The sequence below is a fragment of the Arthrobacter sp. KKT183 genome (assembly GCF_055657625.1).
The window spans coordinates 3,579,977-3,600,327 of sequence record NZ_CM145770.1 but is presented as its reverse complement, the minus strand read 5'-3'; the positions used below and the strand labels follow the sequence as shown (position 1 = coordinate 3,600,327).

Below are 20,351 nucleotides of genomic sequence, written 5' to 3'. Positions count from 1 at the left end.
ACAACACGCCGAACAATTGCCTGTTTATACACACCCCCTGTGGATAACTCACTTGGCAGAGCGGAAGCTGGGCACTAGCGTTGCGGGGTATCCCATACCGCAAGGACTGTCGGTGACGGCTGGTATCTATAGTTATTCAGCTCGGATCCACCACTCCTCGGCAGACGCCCTGGGCAGGGATCGGGAAAGTTTCGGGAAGGAAGGCCGCACACGTGTCTTTGACTCATGCGGATTCATCAGAAGACACTCGTTCACCGCAGTTCTCCCGAACGCCTCCACAGGATCTGGTTGCTGAGCAGTCCGTCCTCGGCGGGATGATGCTGTCCAAAGACGCAATTGCCGATTGCGTCGAGGTGCTACGCGGCGTGGATTTCTACCGCCCGGCACACGAGAGCATCTATGAAGCGATCATCGATCTCTACGGTCGTGGAGAGCCCGCTGATGCCGTGACCGTATCGGACGAGCTCACCAAGCGCGGAGAGATCTCCCGCATCGGCGGTCCTGCTTACCTTCACACACTCATTCAGTCTGTTCCCACGGCCGCCAACGCGGGCTTTTACGCTGAAATCGTTCGCGAGCGTGCTGTCCTGCGTCGCCTGGTTGATGCCGGTACCAAGATTGTCCAGCTCGGCTACTCCAATGACGGAGAGGTGGATGACCTCGTCAACGCCGCCCAGGCCGAGGTCTATGCAGTAGCCGAACGCCGCACCGCTGAAGATTATGTGCCCCTGAAGGACATCATCGAGGGCACGGTCGACGAGATTGAGTCGGCTGGCCACCGTGGCGAGGGGATGACCGGGGTACCGACGGGCTTCTACGAATTCGACGAACTTACCCAGGGTCTGCATGGCGGGCAGATGATTGTGATTGCGGCTCGTCCTGCCATGGGTAAAGCGCTTGCACTGGACACCCCGCTGCCCACGCCCAGCGGCTGGACAACCATGGGTGAGGTGTCGGTGGGGGACCAGGTGATAGCAGCAGACGGTAGCCCAACCGCGGTCGTAGCTGCCACGGAGGTCATGCATGGCCGACCGTGTTTCAAGATAACGTTCGACGACGGTTCGACCATCGTTGCTGACGAAGAACACCAATGGCTGACCGATACCCGAGCTTCCCGAAAGTCCGCGCAGGCGGCGTCCGTAGGCCACAGCGGTGTACGCAATCAACGGGTGTTCCCCTCTGTTCGCACTACACGGGAAATCGCGAATACGCTCCGGTGCAATACCAGCGATCAGCGACTCAACCATTCAGTGCGCAATACCCGTCCGTTGGCCCTGCCTCATGCTGAGCTCCCGATCGGCCCTTACACTTTGGGGGCGTGGCTGGGTGACGGCGCATCGGCGACCGCTCGAATAACCACGGCTGACGAGGAGGTGCTCCTCCGTATTGGCGGCGAGGGGTACGTGACGAAGCAGATTACCGACATCACCTATTCTGTACGCCTTCCTGAGCAGTACATCTTCCATGGTGTTTGTGTCGTTTGCAGTCGCCCGTTTGAAAACAAGGTTCGCCATGTCCGGACCTGCTCGCGCTCGTGCGGTGCTCGGGCAAGTGCTGTATCGGCCCCGGTTCCTCCTAGCGTTTGCATGGATTGCGGTGAGCGGTGCGCCGGCGGCTTGCGTTGTATGGCGTGTCGTAACGGCAACGGATCTTTACAAGCCCAGCTGCGCACCCTTGGAGTGCTTGGGAACAAGCACATCCCTGCCCAGTACCTTCGAGGGAGCGAGGCGCAGCGGCGCGCTCTCTTGGCCGGTCTGCTGGATACGGACGGTACCGTTACCGCGAATGGCTGCGTGCAGTTTGCGGTCACGCACGCTCGCTTGGCAAAAGATTTCCGTGAGCTCGCGCTCAGCTTGGGCTACCGCACCGGCTGGTGGGAAAGACCTGTCAAAGGTCGTAGCGCTTCTTCGTCGACGTGCTTCGTCATCACTTTTTCCACTGATGACACTGTATTTGGGCTCACTCGCAAGCAGATTCTCCACAAAGAGCGGGACTGTAGGTCCACGCCGAAGCGGACTCAGCGGTTCATCACCTCGGTGGAACGCGTCGAGTCGGTACCTGTTCGATGCATACAGGTAACGAATGACGAGCATCTGTATCTGGCAGGCAGGTCCTTCGTCCCCACTCACAACTCCACGTTCGCTTTAGACTGGGCCCGTTCTGCCGCCATCAAGCACAACATGACTACCGTCTTCTTCTCGCTCGAGATGGGCCGCAATGAGATCGCCATGCGTTTGTTGTCTGCGGAAGCCACCATCGGACTGCAGGACCTGCGTAAGGGCACCGTAAAGGATGAGCAGTGGGGCAAGATCGCCACCACGATGGGACGCATGAACGACGCCCCGCTTTTCATCGATGACAGCCCGAACATGTCGCTGATGGAGATTCGTGCGAAATGCCGCCGTCTCAAGCAGAGGCATGATCTGAAGCTCGTTGTCCTCGACTACCTGCAGCTGATGTCATCCGGAAAGCGCGTGGAATCCCGGCAGCAGGAAGTTTCGGAATTCTCGCGCGCGCTGAAGCTCCTGGCCAAGGAACTGAACGTCCCCGTCGTCGCGCTTTCCCAGCTCAACCGTGGCTCTGAACAGCGAACCGACAAGCGGCCGATGGTCTCGGACCTTCGCGAATCGGGCTGCCTCACTGCTGACACAAGGGTGCTTCGATCGGATACCGGTGCGGAGACCACAATGGGCGAGCTGTTCCGGACCGGTGCCCGGGATGTGCCTGTTTGGTCTTTGGATGACAGCCTCCGGTACGTGGAGCGCCACCTCACTCATGTTTTCTCGACCGGCACAAAGGAGGTTTTCCGTCTAACGCTGGCCTCCGGGAAAACTATTCGAGCCACTTCCAACCACCCGTTTTTCACCTACGACGGCTGGCGTGCGCTCGGTCATCTCAAGGTCGGGGACCGACTGGGTGTTCCTCGCCATGTCAACGGGCCGTCAGAGCGGACCCATTGGGATGATTCTCAGGTCATCCTTCTCGCCAATAAGGTGAGGGACTTCGTTCCGGAAGAGGTCTTCGCTTTACCCAAGGCCCAAATTTCCCTGTTCCTGAAGCACCTGTGGGCCACCGACGGTTCTGTGACCGTGAACCGGGCGGCTACGGGCGGCCGCATCTACTATGCGTCGACCTCACGGCGGCTCATCGATGACGTAATGCGGCTCCTTCTTCGCTTCGGTATCAGCGCCAGGGTAAAAACGGCGACCGCCAAGGGCAACTACCGTCCGGGTTACACGCTCGACGTCTCGGGCGGTGACGATCAGCGCCGGTTCCTTCAGGAGATCGGCGTCCATGGTGCCCGGGCGGCTTCATGCGAGCATCTGCTTGAGATCATCCGGGACAAAACAGCCAACACCAATGTTGACACCGTTCCTCTGCAGGTTTGGGATGATGTGAAGTCCATCCTCGCGGAAAAGGATATGACCCACCGTGAGTTCCAGGCAGCCATTGGGACCCAATATTGTGGATCAACCCTCTTCAAGGCCGCTCCGTCGCGGCAGCGATTGGCAAGGGTGGCGGCCGTGTTGGGCTCAGCGGAGCTCGACGTCATGGCAGTCAATGATCTCCTCTGGGACAGCGTTGTCAGTATCGAACCGGACGGTGAGGAAGAGGTATTCGACGCGACTGTCCTTGGAAACCACAACTTCGTTGCCAACGGCATTGCCGTTCATAACTCGATCGAGCAGGATGCCGATATGGTCATCCTGCTCCACCGCGACGACGTCTATGACAAGGAATCGCCGCGAGCCGGAGAAGCCGACGTCATTGTCGCCAAGCACCGTAACGGTCCCACCAAGACTTTGGTTGTCGGGTTTCAGGGCCACTACTCGCGGTTCAACAACATGGCAGCGGACACCGGCGGGTTCTAGGGGGAAGGGTGATCACGGGAGACGGCTGGGCTTCAGCCGATGAGGCACGCCGGCCTGCGCCGGGTCAAGCTCCACCGGGCTCACCAGGACGGCCGGCCCTCGGCGCAGCACCCCACTGGCGACAGGCTGACAGCGCACGCCCCCGCGGCCACGCATGGCCGCATGTGCTCCAGGAGCTAGCATCCGGTCCATCCACGCACACGGATGCGCGGGCCTGCCGCCGCGCAGCGTCACCCGGTCCGGGCCCGACTCGAGGGTGAACTCCTGCCCAACCAGGGGCGCCAGATGTGCACCCCTCAAGACCACGTTGCGCCGCGTCAGCAGCGGATCGAAAGCACCCTCACCCAGTTCTGCCGCGATCGCCTCCAACGCCTCGACGGCGAACACCGTCACCGCAGCGTCCATGTGCGCCGCCTTGCCGAAGAAGCGGTCCCCGACGATGCCCTTGCCGGCCACCACGTCGACATGCTCGGCGTCCACCGTTGGCACGTCCGCTGCGCCATCACGCGCGCGGCCGAAGTAGGCGTGCTGGCCGGACACGAGCAGATGCAAAATCTCGACCTCGTACCGGTAGACGCTCATTCATCCAAACTAACGCCTACTGTGGCTGAGCGCAGCCGCTTACCCGCCGGCCACGGACTGAATGATCATCACCTCTGAGCCGGGTGCAACCGGTGTAGAAAGACCGTCCGCCCGGCGCACGTCTTCACCGTCCACGTAGATATTGACGTAGCGGCGCAGCGCCCCGGTCTCATCACGGATCCGACGGGCAAGGACAGGTCTCCCGTCGGCCAGTGTGTCCAGTACCGCAGAAACCGGAGCGGGCGCCTCCAGCGGAATCTCGACGGCGGACCGGTCATCAACCAGCGGCCGCAGCAGCGTCGGAATCAGGACGGTGACAGGGCTCATGGTGACCCGACGCCAGCAGCGGCGCCAACGACGACGGCGGCACGCACGCACAGCACATCCGGCAGGTGAGCCGCCACCTCAGTGAAAGTATTCCCTTCGTCCGCGCTGGCGTAGACAGAACCGCCCCGCGTTCCGAAGTAGACGCCGACCGGCTCCGCAGTATCCACGCCTGCGGCATCGCGCAGTACGGCGTTGTATTCGCTGGCGGGCAAGCCTCTGTCCAGCCGGGTCCAGGTGGCACCGGCGTCGTCCGTGCGGTGAACGGCAAGCCGTGCATCCGGGGGGATGCGCTCTCCGTCGGCCTTCAGGGGAATAACCCAGGCGGTACCGCCGCGGCGGGGATGGGACAGCATCACGAATCCGAAGTCAGCCGGCAGTCCGTCAGCGATCGATTCCCAGGTTTCTGCGCCGTCGTCGGTCCGGTAGACACCGTGGTGGTTCTGGGCGTAGAGCCGTTGGGGATTCTCAGAATCCCGAGCGATCTTGTGAACACACTGACCGAATTCCGGGTTGGGGTCCGGCATGAAGTACGCCGAGATGCCCTTGTTCCGCGGTTCCCAGGACTGGCCGCCGTCTGTGGAGCGATAGACGCCGCCGGTACTCATGGCCACGTGAACGGTGTCGTCGACCGGGCTGGGCATAACCGTGTGCGCCGCGGCGCCGCCGAAACCGGCGCCCCACTCCGAGCGGTGCGGATGGTCCCACAGCCCGCGGTTGAGCTCGAAGTGCTGCCCGCCGTCAGTCGATTTCCACACGGAGATCGGTTCACAGCCGGCCCAGACAACCCCCGGCCGGCCCGTTGTGTCCGGCTGCAGCTGCCAGATCCGGCCAAGCGCGGTGTCATCTGATTCGGCAAACTTGATGGCGCCCTGCTCGGGTTCGGACCAGATCGCGCCGAGGTCATCCGAATAGACCACGGTGGGTCCCCAGTGCCAGTCCATCATTCCCACCAGGATGCGCGTCCTCCCCTCGCGGGTATCAATTCCGATGCTCGGGATCTCGGACATGAGGTGGTGGGGCTGTGAGAGCGTCCAGTTCTGCCGGTCGGTGCTGGTTGCAAGCCAAAGGCCCTTTTTGGTTCCGACGGCAAGGAGGGCGGTTTCCATGGGTACTCGATTCGCGAAGGTGAAAACGCGGTCGCCGTGGACACACCAAACGCACGACGGCACCGCATGTAGACACCGTAAACAATGGCACAGCACCCAGCGGCTGTACAGGGGTTTTGCTGGGTATGCTTCTATCCCATGGCCGTGTATATCGATCCTCCGCTCTGGCCCGCGCACGGCACGCTTTTCTCGCACCTCATCTCGGATACCTCGCTCGCTGAGCTGCACGCATTCGCAGCCAGTGCCGGCATTCCCGAGCGCGCGTTCGACATAGATCACTACGACGTCCCGGCCCGGCGCTACCGCCGGCTCGCCGAGCTCGGTGCCCACGAGGTTGACGGCGGAACGCTGGTGCGGGTCCTGATCGCCAGTGGGCTACGGGTACCTGCACGACGCCGGCCGGACCGCATCCGCCGGTCCCTCCTCACGCGATGGGAGCAGACCCTGCCCGGCACGTCCCGGCTCAGCGCGGAGTTGCTGGGCCGGTGGTCGGAGCCGCACCGCCGCTACCATACGCCCGAACACCTGCTCGATGTCCTGGAGGCGCTGGACCTCCTTTTCACCGAGAACGACGACGCCGAAACCCGCCTGAATGCCCGGCTCGCCGCCTGGTTTCACGACGCTGTGTATAACGGCCGAGCTGGGGAGGATGAGGCGGCGTCGGCTGCGCTCGCGGGGTCCCTGCTCGAAGGTGTCGTAGAGACTCATGCGGAGGTGAGGCGCCTGGTGCTGCTGACCACTACGCACGCACCGCTGCAGGGTGACCGCCCGGCCGAGTTGCTGTGTGATGCGGACCTTGCGGTGCTGGGCCGTGCTCCGGGCGGGTACCGGCGGTACCTCGCCGCCGTCCGGGAGGAGTACGCCCACATACCGGACCCGGAATTCGCGCGGGGGAGGGCCGCCGTCGTCGACCGCTTGTTGAATCTTGATCCCCTTTATCGCACTGCCGAGGGGCGGCGTCTGTGGGCGGTGAAGGCTCGGATGAACCTTTCCGCCGAGGCAGCAACCCTGCGCTGAACGTCCCGGCTCGATTACCGGCGCCGTGGCACAATTGTTGACACTGTTCACATTTGTTTAGGCGCCTCACGAGGGGAGGAGATGGTGTGACTCATCGGAAGCGCAGCACATACCGTCACGGTGACCTGCAGCGCGCCCTGGTGGCTGCTGGTACTGAACTTGCCCGCGAGGGCGGGCCCTCCGCCGTCGTGCTCCGTGAGGTCACGCGCCGCACGGGCGTGACACCCAACGCCGCCTACCGGCACTTCGCCGACAAGCGGGCACTCCTCCATGCCGTGTCGATGGCAGCTCAGGCGGAACTGGCGCGTTCCATCGAGCAGGAACTGTCCCGGATTGAATCAACCGGCGACGTCGGCGACGTGGCCAAGGCTCGGCTCCGCGCCGTAGGAGCCGGGTATCTTCGTTATGCACAGACCCAGCCGGGCCTTTTTCGTACTGCGTTCGCGGAGCATGCGGACCTGCGCGATGCCGCTGCCCCTGATTCGGCCGGCGACAGCGGCCTGACACCGTTCCAGTTGTTGTCTGCGGCGTTGGATGGTCTGGTCGAGGCGGGTGTTCTTCCGGCGGAGCGGCGTTTGGGAGCTGAGTTCCTGGCGTGGTCGTCGGTGCATGGGCTCGCCATGCTCGTCATTGACGGACCGCTGCAGGGACTGGATGAGGAGCAGCGGACCTTCGCTGCGCGGCGACTGCTGGAGATGGTTGAGAAAGGGCTATGACCTTAGGAGAGGTCCGTTGGCCTCCGCCCGGCCTCGCGTGCGCGCTCCCTGTAACGCAGCATGTGGTGGCGGCGATCAACGCGATCGCCGCCACCACGATGACAACGCCGATAATCAGCAGCACTATGGAACCGGCATCGACAGGCTCGCTGCGAGCGGCGGACCGCGCAAAACCTGACATCCCCTGCGGTATGAAGAAGGTGCTGAACAGAAGGAGTGCAGCACCAACGATGAAGTGCTTGACTCCAGCTTTCACGGACATCTCCTCATCTGGCTGAACAGCTATTCAACCAGTACCCAGCGTAGCTATTCGGAGCCAGGATGGCCCATCCGTTTTGTCCTGCCCAGGGCCTAGGCTGGGATTCGTGTCCACCACTGTCCCCGACCGCCGCCAGCTTGGCCGCTCCATTCTCCGCCTTGCCGTACCTGCGCTGGGTGCTCTCATTGCGGAGCCGCTCTTCCTGCTGGCGGACTCCGCGATCGTCGGTCATCTGGGCGTAAACCAACTGGCCGGCGTGGGACTCGCATCAACAATCCTTCAGACCGCCGTCGGACTTATGGTTTTCCTCGCCTACTCGACAACGCCTGCGGTTGCGCGGTTCCTCGGCGCCGGCCGCATGCAGGATGCACTCGCAGCAGGGCGCGACGGCGTCGGGCTGGCACTGTTGCTGGGTGTGACCCTATCGGTTCTCGGATGGATCCTCGCGCCAGGGCTCGCTGCCGCAATGGGCGCTGAAGGCGAAGTTCACCAGTTCGCGGTGGATTACCTGCGGTTCTCCATGCCCGGGCTGACAGCCATGCTTGTTGTACTCGCGGCAACAGGAGTGTTGAGGGGGCTCCAGGATACACGCACGCCGCTGGTAGTGGCCGGAGCCGGGTTCGGCGCCAATATCGTCCTGAACTACCTACTGGTATACGGTGCGGGGCTTTCCGTTGCAGGTTCCGCGCTGGGGACGAGCATTGCGCAATGGGGCATGGCAGCGGTCTATCTCGTCATCATCTATCGCTTTTCAGGCAGGCACTCGGTTTCGCTTCGTCCTACCTGGCGGGGCCTGAGGGCAACGGCACGCGTCGGTTCATGGCTGATGCTCCGGACCGCCAGTCTGCGGGTGGCGATCCTCGCAACGGTGGTGGTGGCAACGTCGCAAGGGCCCGTGTCCCTTGCAGCCCACCAGCTGATCATGACCATCTTCACTCTCCTCGCCTTCGCGCTGGATGCTCTTGCGATTGCGGCACAGGCGCTCATCGGGAAGGAGCTCGGTGCTGGCAACCGGCCTCTCGCACATGCCCTCACCCGCACCATGATCCGTTGGGGAGTTGTCTTCGGCGTGCTCACCGGACTGATGCTGGCAGCCGCTGCACCGTTCATTGACTGGATTTTCACCTCTGACGAGGGCGTCCGGGCGGCCTTCACCATAGGCCTCTGGGTACTCGCCGCAGCGCAGCCGGTCTGCGGCTACGTCTTTGTGCTGGACGGAGTGCTGATCGGTGCGGGTGACGCGAGGTATCTGGCGCTCGCCGGCGTCGTAAATCTGGTTCTGTACGTTCCACTGCTGGTTCTGGTGTTCGCAGCCGGCCTGACGGGACTGGAGGGGATCGCCTGGCTATGGGCAGCGTTCGGTGTCGGGTACATGCTGGCGCGCGCACTGACTCTGGGCTGGCGGGTCCGGAATGATCGCTGGATGGTGACCGGGGCCGCCTGAGACTAAACTTGCATCGTTCCTCAGGCGCACGGAAAGGCAGGACATGAGCGTGGAAAAGGCAGGCAGGCCCGCACTGACTCTGCTCTGGCGTGCTTTTCTGCTTCACGCCGCAGTGGCCGGTGCTTTCGGGCTGCTGACCATCTTCTGGGGACAGCCCTCCGTCCATGTGATGTCCGTCGCGGGAGGGCTCTATTTTCTGGGGCTGGCCGCCGCCGTCTACTTCACCGAGCAGAGCCTGTTGCTAGAGGGCGCCATACCCGCGTGGCTCACCCGAACGGTGCCGGTGTTCCTGGCAATTGCCGGTCTGCTCAATCTGTGGGTGCATGCAGACCAGGTGTTTGCCCAAGCCGGGGCGCTTGCATTGATCCTGATGGGTTTGGTGTACCTGATTATCTGGTTCAGGAACCGCGGCGCCTATATTGCTGCCCGCGATTTCCTCCTGATCGGGATCGTGACAACGTTGACCGGAGCTCTGCTGCCGCTGTTCCAGCCTCTCGGAGCGCATGCCCTGCTCGGTGTGGCCGGCGGCGGCGCGGTGATTTCCGCCGTCGTGCTTGCTCTTGCAGCCCTCAGCTACCGGCATGACGCACGGGAAGTTACCGGTCCCGTAACCCACGCCAAACCCGTAAACTAGATTTCTACTATTCGTAGAAAACATTGAGGAGAAGGAACCGTGTCCAAGCAGGTCAAGGGCGTCAAGGGTCCTCTCATTTTTTCGGCCGTTCTGGCAGCAATAGCGGGGATCGCGACCATGGTGTTCGCCACCGGCGGTGGCACCCGGGAGCTGCGGGTGGACCTGGGCCTGACCGCCGCGGGCATCGCCTTCATCGCCTCGATGGTCATCTGCGCGCTGTTGCTGATGACGGAGAAACCCAATGAAGATCACCTCGGGAAGGGCACGGGGATCAATCGCTCGTCCTCGAAGATTCCCGGCGGATCAGCCAACCTCGATGAGCACGGCAACCCCCGGGGCACCAAGCCGAAAAGCACGGACGACGACGCCCGCTAACACGCAAGCGAAGACGGCAGGCTGCCGTCAACCGGATCAGAGGAGGCGCGGGAACCAGGGCGCTTGCGCGAAAAGGTGAACTCTGGTTCACTTATTTTCACGGAGGGGAGTATCCCCTAACCAGTCCATCGTCATTCCGGCAGCCCCAGCGCTTCCCGGTGGACAGGCCGGCAGCGGCCGGGAGAGACCTCCAGTTGGTAGTAACTGACTGGAAGCAGGTACCCCATGAACGTGCCCTTGTGGCTGTGGTTTGCTGTCATTGGCCTCATACTCCTGATGTTGACGTTCGACCTCGTTGCGCACCGGCGCGCGCATGTCATTTCTGTCCGGGAAGCTGCAATCTGGTCTGCTGTCTGGGTCCTGATGGGCGTGGCGTTCGGTGGAGTGGTCTGGCTCGGTTATGGCGCTGAGTTCGGCCAGCAGTATTTCGCCGGATACGTGATTGAGAAATCTCTCGCCGTCGACAACGTCTTCGTGTGGGCCATCATCTTTGCCTTCTTCGGAGTCCCCCGCGAGTTCCAGCACCGCGTATTGTTTCTCGGCGTGCTGGGAGCCCTGGTTCTCCGAGGCATTTTCATTGCTGCCGGTTCGGCCATCATTGCCAGTGCGGAGTGGGTTCTCTACCTGTTCGCCGCGTTCCTGATCTTCACCGGCTACAAGATGCTCAAGCAGCGCAACGAGCACATTGATCCGGAGAAGTCACGCACGCTGAAGCTGTTCCGCCGCTATGTCCCGATGACCGACGCCTTTTATGGTCAGCGTCTTCTCATCCGCAAAAAAGGCGTACTGCTTGCCACTCCGCTGCTCGCGGTCCTCGTCATGGTAGAGGTGACGGACATTGTGTTTGCGGTCGATTCCATCCCTGCGATCTTCGCGGTGACGGATGAGGTGTTCCTGGTCTTCACCGCTAACGCGTTCGCTATTCTGGGCCTGCGTGCCATGTACTTTCTGCTTGCCGACCTCATTCACCGCTTCATCTACCTGAAGGTAGGGCTTTCCCTGGTGCTGGTGTGGGTGGGAATCAAGATGCTCCTCAAGGTGGACGTCTTCTACATCCCGACGGCGATTTCCCTGGGTGTCATCATCACCATTCTGGCCATCTCCATAGGCGCGAGCCTGCTGGCGACCCGCGGGGAGGAACGCCGGGCGCTTCCCGGTCCGCTGACTTCCCCCTTCCGCACGGCCACACCGGAAGAGTTCGAAGATCTGCAACCGGTCTGGGGTAGAAAAGGTGTAGCGGCGGGAACTGACCCCCGCAACGACACCTAAAACGACAACGGGGAGGCACTATGCCGGAGGCTGGACCGGACCCCCATCCCGGAGATGGCCCCCCGGCTGCGACGGGCGGTGAAAGCCGCCCGTCGTGGACCATCCTCACGAATCACGGGCACGTGCTCCTCGCGGTGGCAGCCCATCCGGACATTCTGGTGGAGGACCTTGCGCTCCGGGTGGGAATCACCCGCCGTGCCGCCCTGCACATCCTCAAGGATCTCGAGGAAGCCGGGTACATCCACCGTCTGAAGGAAGGGCGCCGCACACACTACGTCGTGGAGGGTTCCCAGCCCTTCAGGCATCCTGCGGAATCACACCACGACGTCGGCGCCCTCCTCCGCATCTTCAAGGATGACGAAGTGGCTTCCGACTCTAAACGCCCGTCCGGTCGATAGCATTGGATCCATGGCGCCACATGTTCACATCACCGGCGACAGCGAAGCTGATGAGCTGCTGTCCAACAATCCGCTCGCGCTGCTGCTGGGCATGCTCCTCGACCAGCAGGTAGCGATGGAAACGGCCTTTGCGGGGCCGGCCAAGATCAAGGCACGGCTGGGCGCGCTGGATGCCGCCACCATCGCAGAGTACGACGCCGACGCTTTTGTTGAGCTCTGCCGGACCCCTCCCGCTGTGCACCGCTATCCCGGCAACATGGCGGCCCGGATCCAGACACTCTGCCGGACGGTGGTGGATGAATGGGGTGGCGACGCGTCGGCCATCTGGACGCGTGGTGAACCTGACGGCGCCGAGGTGCTGAAGCGGCTGAAGGGCCTGCCGGGCTTTGGGGTCCAGAAAGCGCAGATTTTCCTTGCGTTGCTCGGCGAACGCTATGACTTCACGGGCTCCGGGTGGCGGGAGGCAGCAGGCCACTACGGCGAGAACGGCTGCTTCCGGTCCGTTGCGAACATCACTGACGCAGAGTCACTGGCGAAGGTTCGTGAGACCAAACGCGCGGCGAAGGCAGCCGCGAAGCAGAAAGCATAGCTGGTGCGTCATGACCGTAGCTGGTGTTGACTCATAACCAATTCTCTGCGTAACGTCATTACCGTAAGTACACTTTGGTTATGACGTTATGAGGGACACCCATGAGAAGCGGTACAGCTACCGGACTGTGGTTTGCGCTGCTGTCAGCCGCCTCCTTCGGCGTGTCAGGACCCTTCGCCAAATCGCTGCTGGAGATCGGATGGAGCCCTGGTGCCGCCGTCGGAATCCGTATCGGTGGCGCAGCCCTGGTGCTGCTTGTCCCCGTGGTGGTTGCGCTCCGAGGCCGCTGGGGCACGTTGCGGCGCAACGCACTGACGCTGATCATCTACGGCGCAACCGCCATTGCGCTCTGTCAGTTCTTCTACTTCAGTGCTGTTCAGCGGATGTCAGTCGGCGTTTCACTGCTGCTCGAGTACCTCGCGCCCGTGCTCATTGTCGGATGGTTATGGCTCCGCTCCCGCAGGGCGCCGAGTAGGCTCACCATCTGCGGATCCATCACCGCCATGCTCGGACTGCTTCTTGTCCTTGACCTGACCGGCGATCAGCGGTTGGACCCCATCGGGGTTCTGTATGGACTCGGAGCCGCGGTCTGCCTCGCGGTGTTCTTTGTAATGTCGGCAAAAGCCGACGACGACCTGCCGCCACTGATAATGGCCGGCGGCGGTATGCTGGTCGGCGCTTTCACGATCCTCGTGCTCGGGCTGATCGGCGTGATGCCTTTTGCGTTCGAGTTCCGAGACGTGACCCTCGCAGGCTGGCAGACGTCCTGGCTGGTTCCCGTCCTGATGCTGGTTCTGATTGCGGCGGTGCTCGCCTATGTCACCGGAATCTTCGCCGCTCGGGGCCTTGGGTCCAAGGTGGCATCCTTCGTCGGTCTTACTGAAGTGATGTTCGCCGTCCTGGCATCGTGGCTCATTCTCGGCGAGCTGCCCTCAGTCATCCAGCTGCTTGGCGGTGCGCTGATTGTCGGCGGCGTGATCCTGGTCCGCATCGACGAACTCCGGCAGGCGTCTGGCTCCCGCGACCCGCTCGACCAGGCAAACGTCGTAGAACCTGTACCGACAACGCCGGGCAGCTAGGGAGTGGGACCAGCGGAACAGTAAGTCCGGCTGGCCCCACACCAAGCGCTATTTCCCGAACCGGCGCAACCGCAGTGAGTTGGCGACCACCAGCACCGAGCTAGCTGCCATGGCAGCGCCCGCGACCATCGGGTTCAGCAGGCCCAGCGCGGCAATCGGAATGCCGATCGTGTTGTAGAAGAACGCCCAGAACAGGTTGGACTTGATGGTGCCGAGCGTCTTCCGGGACAGCTCGATGGCCTGGGCCACCTGTTCCAGGCTGTTGCCCATCACGGTGAGGTCAGCGGCTTCAATCGCCACGTCTGTGCCCGAGCCCATCGCGATGCCAAGGTCAGCCTGCGCCAAGGCAGCGGCATCATTCACGCCGTCACCTGCCATGGCAACGGTTGCCCCCTCCGCCTGAAGCCGCTTCACGGCCTCTACCTTGCCCTCGGGGAGCACATCCGCCATGACGTCTTCGGGAGCAATGCCTACTTCCACGGCGATTTTCCGTGCCACGGCGGCGTTGTCACCGGTGAGGAGCATAGGCCGCAGCCCGAGTTGCTTGAGCCGCTCAATGGCAGCTGCTGAGGACTCCTTGACGGTGTCCTGCAGACTGATAAGCCCGGCAACCTCACCATTGACGGCAACCCAAATGGCGGTGGAACCGGCCTCTTGCTCCGCAGCAAGAGCCGAACGGTGCGCCTCGGTGATGTCGACGTCGTTCTCCTCCAGCCAACCGGCACGCCCGGCCAGCACCGTAGAACCGTCAACGGTCCCACGCACACCGCCGCCTGCGGAGCTGATGAAGTCGCTCACCGGCGGGTGCCCCGGAGCGGCGGCCGCAATGGCCTGCGCAATGGGGTGTTCGCTGGCGGACTCCACAGCCGCAGCCAGCGACAGCACGTCTTCCCGGCTGCGGGAACCAAGCACGACGACGTCCGTCACGGACAACCGGCCGCTGGTCACGGTGCCGGTCTTGTCCAGAACGATGGTGTCGACCGTCCGGGTGTCCTCGAGGACCTGGGGACCCCGGATGAGGATGCCCAGCTGGGCGCCCCGGCCCGTACCGGTGAGCAGCGCGGTCGGTGTTGCGAGCCCCAACGCGCACGGGCAGGCAATGACCAGCACTGCGACGGCGGCCGTGAACGCTGCTTCGACATCACCGCTGAAGACGAGCCACGCCGCGAAGGTGAGCACCGCGATCACAAGGACCACGGGCACAAAGACTGCGCTGATGCGGTCGGCGAGCCGTGCGATCGGCGCCTTGCCGCTCTGCGCCTGGCTCACCAGCCGGCCCATCTGCGCCAGGGTGGTCTCGCTGCCGACGCGGGTTGCCCGGATGATCAGCCGGCCGGACGTGTTGATGGTTGCGCCGGTGACGGTGCTGTCCGGGCCAACCTCGACGGGCACTGACTCTCCGGTGATAAGGGAGGTGTCCACGGCGCTGCGCCCCTCGACCACAAAGCCGTCGGTCGCGATCTTCTCACCCGGCCGGACAACGAACTCATCACCATGCACCAGCGACGACGCCGGCACCTTCACTTCCACACGCTCGCCGCCCTGTTGGCGCAGCACGGTGGCGTCCTTGGCCCCGAGATTGAGGAGGGACTTCAGTGCATCACCGGCCCGCTGCTTGGCGTTGGCTTCCAGATACCTGCCGAGCAGGAGGAAGGTGACCACGACGGCGGCAACCTCGAAATAGAGCGCGTGCCCGCCCATATCCATACCGACATGCGCCGTGACCATCGGGTCAGCGAGGAGCTGGCCCAGTGAGAACAGATAAGCGGCGGTGACGCCGATCGACACCAGCGTGTCCATTGTGGAGGAGAAGTGCCGCGCGTTGATGGCCGCGGCCTTATGGAAGGACCACGCAGACCACGTCACTACCGGCGTGCTGAGGGCAAGCACCACCCAACCCCAGTGCGGGAACTGGAGCGCCGGGATCATCGAGATGAGGAATACCGGGACGGTCAGGATGGCAGCGGTGATCAGGCGGGGACGCAGCTGGGACGCCGTGCCTCCGTGCGACATGTGATCATGGTCCATCCCGTCCGCCGCGGGTTCGCCTTCCGTCGATGGCCCGGGCCCGTGCGGCGACTTCTTCAGCTGCGCGGTGTAGCCGGTGGCATTCACCGTGTTGACGATGTCTTCATCCGAGATGTGCGCAGGCACCGTCACCATCGCGGATTCCAGTGGCAAGTTGACGCTCGCCTCGACGCCGCTGAGCTTGCCGAGTTTGCGCTCCACCCGACCCACGCATGAAGCGCAGGTCATGCCCTGGATATCGAGCTCAACTACCCTGGTTGCGCTCGCGGTTTCTGTAGTGTCCGGTGTGGTGGTCATGATGGTCCTTCCAGGCCGGCTTTTCGCCGGAGTTCTACTACGCGTCGTTGGAAACGACGACGTAGCCGGCTTCCGCCACGGCTTCGCCGATCTGCTCTGAGTCGATGTCACCCTCTGAGGTGACGGTTGCGGTGGAAATTCCACCCTTGTTCAGCTCAACGGAGACGTTCTGGACGCCCTCGATGGCGGAGATCTCCTCGCTGACTGAGTCAACGCAGTGGCCGCAGGTCATTCCCGAGATGCTGACTGTTGTGGTGCTCATGATTGTTCTCCTTCGGTGATGTGCAGGAATTACCGCAACAGCCGGCTGATGGCCGCTGTTGCCTCCTGAACTTTTTCGTTAACTGCCCGGGGGTCTCCGGACGCCTGTGACTCATTTGCGGCACCGACGACGCAGTGAGCAATGTGCTCTTCAAGGAGCCCGATGCTGACCGCATGCAGTGCCTTGTTCACGGCGGAAACCTGGGTGAGGACGTCAATGCAGTACTTGTCCTCCTCCACCATCCGCGCAATTCCACGGACCTGCCCCTCAATGCGCTTAAGCCTGAGGAGGTAGGCCTCCTTGTCAGCGGTGTAACCGTGTTCCGTTGTTGTCTGCGTCATGATTCCTCCCGGTTGTCACTCCAACATATACCCGCCGGGGGTATGCGTCAAGTACCCCTAGGGGGTATGGATTGGGAACGATTCGCCCGGTGCCCTACGTTAGATAACAAGACACGAAAGGCAACCCCTCATGACCCTCAACCTTGAGGCGTGGCAGAAGCGCGTCCTCCTCCTTCTCGGCCTCATCGCGGTGGCCGCCCTATTTGCCCTCGCCTTCACCGCGGGCAGGGTGGCGGCAGATCCTGAGACGCCGGGGACCAACAGTGCGGACGCTGGATTCGCGCGTGACATGCAGGTCCACCATTCCCAGGCCGTGGAGATGTCGCGCATCGTGCGTGACCAGACTGACGACGTCGTCATCCGCACTATTGCGTATGACATCGCCATGACCCAGCAGCACCAGGTCGGCCAGATGTACGCCTGGCTGGAGGAATGGGGTCTGCCGCAAAGCAGTGACGCGGATCGGATGGCGTGGATGGCAGGCAGCGGACACACCGCACATGCCGATGGCGGCACAGGCGCCGAGGGCGGGGATGACGCCGCCGCGGACACTCTGATGCCCGGCATGGCAACGCCCGAAGAAATGCAGGCGCTCGCCGAGGCGACCGGCGAGGACGCTGAGCGGCTGTACCTCGAGCTCATGATTGACCACCACATAGCCGGTGTGGACATGGCCCAGGCGGGAGTGGATTTGGCGGAGGACCCGGAACTCCGCGAGCTCGCCCGCAAGATGGCGGCGGGCCAGCAGATTGAGATCGTGGAGATGGAAAAGCTCCTGGCGCAGCTCTAGGCCACCCGCCCGGTACATTTAGACCCGAACCCTTACAAAAACAGAAGGAAACCAGCGCGTTGAATAAGAAACGAGCTCAGGAGAACGTGGACCGGCAGGCACGGTTGAAGGCGCTCCAGTCACAGCAGCGGGCCAGCGAACGGAAGCGGAACAGCCTGATCTTCGGCGGCATTGCACTGGTGATTGTCGCCATCATCGTCGCTGTCACCATCGTAATTGTGCAGCAGGTGCGGGAGAACGATCGCCTGGATGCGCTCGCCGAGCAGCCCATTGAGGGTCTTGAAACCATCGAGGTGACATCCTTCGAGCACGTCCCCGGACCCGTTGAGTATGAGCAGGATCCTCCCGTCGGTGGGAACCACAACGCCATCTGGACCAACTGCGGTATCTACACGGAGCCGATCCCCAATGAGAACACCGTCCACTCCCTTGAGCATGGCGCTGTATGGATCACCTACCAGCCGGATCTGGAGCAGTCCGAGATCGATGCCCTCACCGATCTCGTGGGGGAGCGGAGCTACGTCCTCCTGAGCCCTTACGAAGGCCAGGAATCACCGATCATGGCGAGCGCCTGGGGCCTTCAGCTGGGCGTTGACTCGGCTGACGATGAGCGTCTCGTTGCCTTCCTCACCAAGTACATCCAGGGCGAGCAGACCCGCGAGCCGGGTGCGGCCTGCAGCGGAGCGCTGGACCCCTCCGCATAACCCTTACCTTGAATGAGCAGGGCACGCCCCTTATCCCTCGGGATAGGGGGCGTGCCCTGCTTAATGAGGCTCAGGCGGCGGACGGCTTGCGCAGGCTCCAGAAGGCCAGGCCGGAAGCGGCGAGCATGAGAACCGCGCCGATTCCTGACGTAAGAACAACGCCGCTGTCGAACGCGTGGAACGCCGACTCCAACAGGAGCGCCCCGCTCTCCGAAGGCAGTTCCGACGCGACGTTGATGGCGCCGCCCAGCGTTTCTGTCGCCGTCGTCCCCTGTTCAGGACTCAGCCCGGCAGGAAGCCTCAGGTGCTCCTGGTAGGAAGCGAGCAGGATGCTGCCGAGGAGCGCGGTGCCGAAGACGGAGCCGACCTCGTAGGCAGTCTCCGAGATGGCTGACGCTGCGCCCGCTTTCGCTGCCGGCACGCTGGACAGGATCAGGTCGTTCGACACCGTCTCGGATGCGCCCACGCCCGCGCCGAGCAGCACGAAGGCCGCAAGCAAGGCGCCGATCGATCCGCCCTGGCTCAGCAGCGCGACAAACGCATATGCTCCCGCCGAAAGCAGCAGGGCAGCCGGGACCACCACATGTGGTGCAACTTTCCGGACCAGCGGCACGACGGCGAGTCCCGCAACAATCGTCATGACCAGGCCGGGCACCAGGACCGCGCCGGCCTCCAGCGGACTGAGCCCGAGCACCAGCTGCAGATGCTGAGACACGAAGTAGAGAAACCCGACCAGCGAGAAGATTGCCAGCAGGTTCACCAGCACCGCACCGGTGAATGGCCGCACGGTGAAGAGGCGCACGTCGAGCATGGGATTCTGCCGCCTCAACTGGCGGCGGACAAACGCGGTACCCGCGGCAAGACCAACGACGACGGCGGCAGCAACCACCGCTGCGGACCCGCCTTTCGCGAAGGTCTTGATGGCGAAGACGATGGGCAGCATGGTGCTGACGGAGAGCATGATGCTCAGGTAGTCGACGCGGCCCGGGTTGGGATCCGCTGACTCCGGAACCAGCAGGGGCGTAACAACGAGAAGGACCAGGAGTACGGGAACAGCCAACAGGAACACCGAGCCCCACCAGAAATGCTCCAGGAGTGCGCCGCCCACCAGCGGACCGAGGGCAGCACCCGCCGAAAAACCGGCTGCCCAGACCGCGACAGCGAGGCGGCGCTGGTTCCGGTCGAGGAAGATGTTTCGGATGAGGGAGAGCGTTGACGGCATCAGCATGGCGCCGAACACACCGAGACCAACGCGGGCTGCCACCAGAAACTCGGCCGTGGGTGCGAAGGCGGCAACCACGGAAAAGACAGCAAACCCGGTGGCGCCGATCATCAAAAGCCGGCGCCGTCCGAATCGGTCGCCGAAACTGCCCATTGCAACCAGTAAGCCGGCGAGGACCAGCGGGTAACTGTCGATGATCCACAGCAGGGTTGTACCGCTGGTGTTGAACGCAAGCGAGATTTCCGGCATGGCGAAACTCAGGACCGTATTGTCCACTGCCACCAGCAGCACCGGCAGCATCAGAGCCGCCAGCGCCCACCACTCACGGCGACCGGCACGCGGAGGGACAGCGAGCGAGCGGGTGGCAGCCGGGACAGAAGTGTAGAACTGGGTCATGGGTTTAAGCTATACCGTCCAGCCGGTACAGTAAAGCGAATCGGCGTCAGTATGATGAAGGTCATGGCCAGTGCCCGCGAACGGATTCTTGACAGCTACGAAAGCATCCTCATCAGCGATGGGGAGCGCAGTGCCACCATGGAATCGGTGGCCGCGGCAGCGGACGTGTCCAAGGGTGGGCTGCTCTATCACTTCCCATCCAAGGAGGCCCTCGTTGACGGGCTTGCTGATCGCCTCGAGAGTCTCGTTGCCCGGGACCGGGAGGCAATGGCGGCGGATCCGGAAGGTCCGGCGCGCTATTACGTCCGTACCTCCATGTATGAGAACAGCCCCCTGGACCGGGCGCTCGTAGCCATGGCGCGCCTCGCTCAGCAGGGCCACCCGAAAGCACAGGAAACCTTCGCGCTCATTCAGGAGCAGTGGCTGGGTGCCCTCGAATCCGAGCTCGGGAGCCGCGCCGTTGCCCGCGCCGTGAAGCTGTTAGGAGACGGACTGTATTACGACGCCGCGTTCTTCGCCGGCGCGGCTTCCGAACAGCAGAGCGGGGATGACCTCAAGGACGTCCTCGCAATCGTGGACCTGATCGTCCGGGAGGGTGCACAGATCCAGCGAGGGGCATAGCCGCTGTGCTGAGGGCGCTTGAA

At 63.0% G+C, this 20,351-nt stretch carries 20 protein-coding genes; 13 read left to right on the top strand and 7 right to left on the bottom strand.

What is annotated here, in order from left to right:
- Positions 1 to 212: 212 nt before the first annotated feature.
- Complete coding sequence (dnaB, locus tag ACZ2GY_RS17015; protein WP_471672598.1) at positions 213 to 3,872, top strand: replicative DNA helicase; 3,660 nt, start codon at positions 213 to 215, stop codon at positions 3,870 to 3,872.
- A 12-nt stretch (positions 3,873 to 3,884) separates the two neighbouring features.
- Here dnaB and ACZ2GY_RS17010 read toward each other — a convergent pair whose 3' ends face one another.
- Genes ACZ2GY_RS17010 through ACZ2GY_RS17000 form a run of 3 tightly spaced genes read right to left on the bottom strand, consistent with a single transcriptional unit; the run spans position 3,885 to position 5,887 of the window.
- Entirely contained in the window at positions 3,885 to 4,454 is a 570-nt protein-coding gene (locus ACZ2GY_RS17010; RefSeq protein WP_346027761.1) for an MOSC domain-containing protein, read from the bottom strand.
- A gap of 39 nt (positions 4,455 to 4,493) precedes the next feature.
- The gene (locus ACZ2GY_RS17005; protein ID WP_277358994.1) at positions 4,494 to 4,781 is read right to left on the bottom strand and encodes a MoaD/ThiS family protein; all 288 of its coding nucleotides are present in this window, start codon (positions 4,779 to 4,781) and stop codon (positions 4,494 to 4,496) included.
- Complete coding sequence (locus ACZ2GY_RS17000) at positions 4,778 to 5,887, bottom strand: WD40/YVTN/BNR-like repeat-containing protein (protein ID WP_471672597.1); 1,110 nt, start codon at positions 5,885 to 5,887, stop codon at positions 4,778 to 4,780. The genes ACZ2GY_RS17005 and ACZ2GY_RS17000 overlap by 4 nt, the downstream gene beginning before the upstream one ends.
- A 138-nt stretch (positions 5,888 to 6,025) precedes the next feature.
- Here ACZ2GY_RS17000 and ACZ2GY_RS16995 point away from each other — a divergent pair, with 138 nt between their 5' ends.
- From ACZ2GY_RS16995 to ACZ2GY_RS16955, 9 genes are all read left to right on the top strand, one after another.
- Complete coding sequence (locus tag ACZ2GY_RS16995; RefSeq protein WP_471672596.1) at positions 6,026 to 6,904, top strand: DUF4031 domain-containing protein; 879 nt, start codon at positions 6,026 to 6,028, stop codon at positions 6,902 to 6,904.
- 86 nt (positions 6,905 to 6,990) lie between these two features.
- A complete protein-coding gene (locus ACZ2GY_RS16990) occupies positions 6,991 to 7,620 on the top strand; it encodes a TetR/AcrR family transcriptional regulator (RefSeq protein ID WP_277358991.1) in 630 nt (209 codons plus the stop codon).
- A gap of 365 nt (positions 7,621 to 7,985) precedes the next feature.
- A complete protein-coding gene (locus tag ACZ2GY_RS16985) occupies positions 7,986 to 9,323 on the top strand; it encodes an MATE family efflux transporter (RefSeq protein WP_471672595.1) in 1,338 nt (445 codons plus the stop codon).
- A gap of 43 nt (positions 9,324 to 9,366) precedes the next feature.
- Positions 9,367 to 9,957, top strand: a complete 591-nt coding sequence (locus tag ACZ2GY_RS16980; protein WP_346027758.1) for a hypothetical protein — start codon at positions 9,367 to 9,369, stop codon at positions 9,955 to 9,957.
- 39 nt (positions 9,958 to 9,996) lie between these two features.
- Positions 9,997 to 10,332 carry a hypothetical protein gene (locus ACZ2GY_RS16975; RefSeq protein WP_277358987.1) on the top strand — a complete coding sequence of 112 codons (336 nt, stop codon included), beginning with the start codon at positions 9,997 to 9,999 and terminating at the stop codon, positions 10,330 to 10,332.
- A 225-nt stretch (positions 10,333 to 10,557) separates the two neighbouring features.
- Positions 10,558 to 11,601 (top strand): TerC family protein, encoded by a 1,044-nt coding sequence (locus tag ACZ2GY_RS16970; protein WP_471672594.1) that lies wholly within the window; start codon positions 10,558 to 10,560, stop codon positions 11,599 to 11,601.
- A gap of 20 nt (positions 11,602 to 11,621) precedes the next feature.
- Positions 11,622 to 11,999, top strand: a complete 378-nt coding sequence (locus tag ACZ2GY_RS16965) for a helix-turn-helix transcriptional regulator (protein WP_277358985.1) — start codon at positions 11,622 to 11,624, stop codon at positions 11,997 to 11,999.
- Positions 12,000 to 12,009: 10 nt separating this feature from the next.
- Positions 12,010 to 12,588, top strand: a complete 579-nt coding sequence (locus ACZ2GY_RS16960) for an HhH-GPD-type base excision DNA repair protein (RefSeq protein WP_056545479.1) — start codon at positions 12,010 to 12,012, stop codon at positions 12,586 to 12,588.
- A 101-nt stretch (positions 12,589 to 12,689) separates the two neighbouring features.
- Entirely contained in the window at positions 12,690 to 13,667 is a 978-nt protein-coding gene (locus tag ACZ2GY_RS16955) for an EamA family transporter (protein WP_471672593.1), read from the top strand.
- 48 nt (positions 13,668 to 13,715) lie between these two features.
- Here ACZ2GY_RS16955 and ACZ2GY_RS16950 read toward each other — a convergent pair whose 3' ends face one another.
- Genes ACZ2GY_RS16950 through ACZ2GY_RS16940 form a run of 3 tightly spaced genes read right to left on the bottom strand, consistent with a single transcriptional unit; the run spans position 13,716 to position 16,595 of the window.
- Positions 13,716 to 15,992 carry a heavy metal translocating P-type ATPase gene (locus ACZ2GY_RS16950; protein ID WP_471672592.1) on the bottom strand — a complete coding sequence of 759 codons (2,277 nt, stop codon included), beginning with the start codon at positions 15,990 to 15,992 and terminating at the stop codon, positions 13,716 to 13,718.
- A gap of 37 nt (positions 15,993 to 16,029) precedes the next feature.
- Positions 16,030 to 16,254 (bottom strand): heavy-metal-associated domain-containing protein, encoded by a 225-nt coding sequence (locus ACZ2GY_RS16945; RefSeq protein ID WP_056545421.1) that lies wholly within the window; start codon positions 16,252 to 16,254, stop codon positions 16,030 to 16,032.
- 29 nt (positions 16,255 to 16,283) lie between these two features.
- The gene (locus tag ACZ2GY_RS16940) at positions 16,284 to 16,595 is read right to left on the bottom strand and encodes a metal-sensitive transcriptional regulator (protein WP_056545419.1); all 312 of its coding nucleotides are present in this window, start codon (positions 16,593 to 16,595) and stop codon (positions 16,284 to 16,286) included.
- A 130-nt stretch (positions 16,596 to 16,725) separates the two neighbouring features.
- Between ACZ2GY_RS16940 and ACZ2GY_RS16935 the strand changes: the two genes are divergently transcribed.
- Together ACZ2GY_RS16935 and ACZ2GY_RS16930 are read left to right on the top strand one after the other, a co-directional pair.
- Entirely contained in the window at positions 16,726 to 17,385 is a 660-nt protein-coding gene (locus ACZ2GY_RS16935; protein ID WP_346027755.1) for a DUF305 domain-containing protein, read from the top strand.
- Positions 17,386 to 17,444: 59 nt separating this feature from the next.
- The gene (locus tag ACZ2GY_RS16930; RefSeq protein WP_277358981.1) at positions 17,445 to 18,089 is read left to right on the top strand and encodes a DUF3105 domain-containing protein; all 645 of its coding nucleotides are present in this window, start codon (positions 17,445 to 17,447) and stop codon (positions 18,087 to 18,089) included.
- A gap of 70 nt (positions 18,090 to 18,159) precedes the next feature.
- Here ACZ2GY_RS16930 and ACZ2GY_RS16925 read toward each other — a convergent pair whose 3' ends face one another.
- A complete protein-coding gene (locus ACZ2GY_RS16925; RefSeq protein WP_277358980.1) occupies positions 18,160 to 19,707 on the bottom strand; it encodes an MFS transporter in 1,548 nt (515 codons plus the stop codon).
- Between the two features lie 63 nt (positions 19,708 to 19,770).
- On the opposite strand from ACZ2GY_RS16925, the gene ACZ2GY_RS16920 reads away from it, so the two are divergent.
- Positions 19,771 to 20,328 carry a TetR/AcrR family transcriptional regulator gene (locus ACZ2GY_RS16920; protein ID WP_277358979.1) on the top strand — a complete coding sequence of 186 codons (558 nt, stop codon included), beginning with the start codon at positions 19,771 to 19,773 and terminating at the stop codon, positions 20,326 to 20,328.
- Positions 20,329 to 20,351 lie beyond the last annotated feature (23 nt).

Bases quoted from the DNA above. Each gene is read 5' to 3' on its own strand.
- ACZ2GY_RS16955 (WP_471672593.1), top strand. From the start codon at position 12,690: ATGAGAAGCGGTACAGCTACCGGACTGTGGTTTGCGCTGCTGTCAGCC.
- ACZ2GY_RS16995 (WP_471672596.1), top strand. From the start codon at position 6,026: ATGGCCGTGTATATCGATCCTCCGCTCTGGCCCGCGCACGGCACGCTT.
- ACZ2GY_RS16925 (WP_277358980.1), bottom strand. From the start codon at position 19,707: ATGACCCAGTTCTACACTTCTGTCCCGGCTGCCACCCGCTCGCTCGCT.
- ACZ2GY_RS16950 (WP_471672592.1), bottom strand. From the start codon at position 15,992: ATGACCACCACACCGGACACTACAGAAACCGCGAGCGCAACCAGGGTA.
- ACZ2GY_RS16970 (WP_471672594.1), top strand. From the start codon at position 10,558: ATGAACGTGCCCTTGTGGCTGTGGTTTGCTGTCATTGGCCTCATACTC.
- ACZ2GY_RS16920 (WP_277358979.1), top strand. From the start codon at position 19,771: ATGGCCAGTGCCCGCGAACGGATTCTTGACAGCTACGAAAGCATCCTC.
- ACZ2GY_RS17000 (WP_471672597.1), bottom strand. From the start codon at position 5,887: ATGGAAACCGCCCTCCTTGCCGTCGGAACCAAAAAGGGCCTTTGGCTT.
- ACZ2GY_RS16960 (WP_056545479.1), top strand. From the start codon at position 12,010: ATGGCGCCACATGTTCACATCACCGGCGACAGCGAAGCTGATGAGCTG.
- ACZ2GY_RS16945 (WP_056545421.1), bottom strand. From the start codon at position 16,254: ATGAGCACCACAACAGTCAGCATCTCGGGAATGACCTGCGGCCACTGC.
- ACZ2GY_RS16980 (WP_346027758.1), top strand. From the start codon at position 9,367: ATGAGCGTGGAAAAGGCAGGCAGGCCCGCACTGACTCTGCTCTGGCGT.
- ACZ2GY_RS16935 (WP_346027755.1), top strand. From the start codon at position 16,726: ATGACCCTCAACCTTGAGGCGTGGCAGAAGCGCGTCCTCCTCCTTCTC.
- ACZ2GY_RS17010 (WP_346027761.1), bottom strand. From the start codon at position 4,454: ATGAGCGTCTACCGGTACGAGGTCGAGATTTTGCATCTGCTCGTGTCC.
- ACZ2GY_RS17005 (WP_277358994.1), bottom strand. From the start codon at position 4,781: ATGAGCCCTGTCACCGTCCTGATTCCGACGCTGCTGCGGCCGCTGGTT.
- ACZ2GY_RS16940 (WP_056545419.1), bottom strand. From the start codon at position 16,595: ATGACGCAGACAACAACGGAACACGGTTACACCGCTGACAAGGAGGCC.
- ACZ2GY_RS16965 (WP_277358985.1), top strand. From the start codon at position 11,622: ATGCCGGAGGCTGGACCGGACCCCCATCCCGGAGATGGCCCCCCGGCT.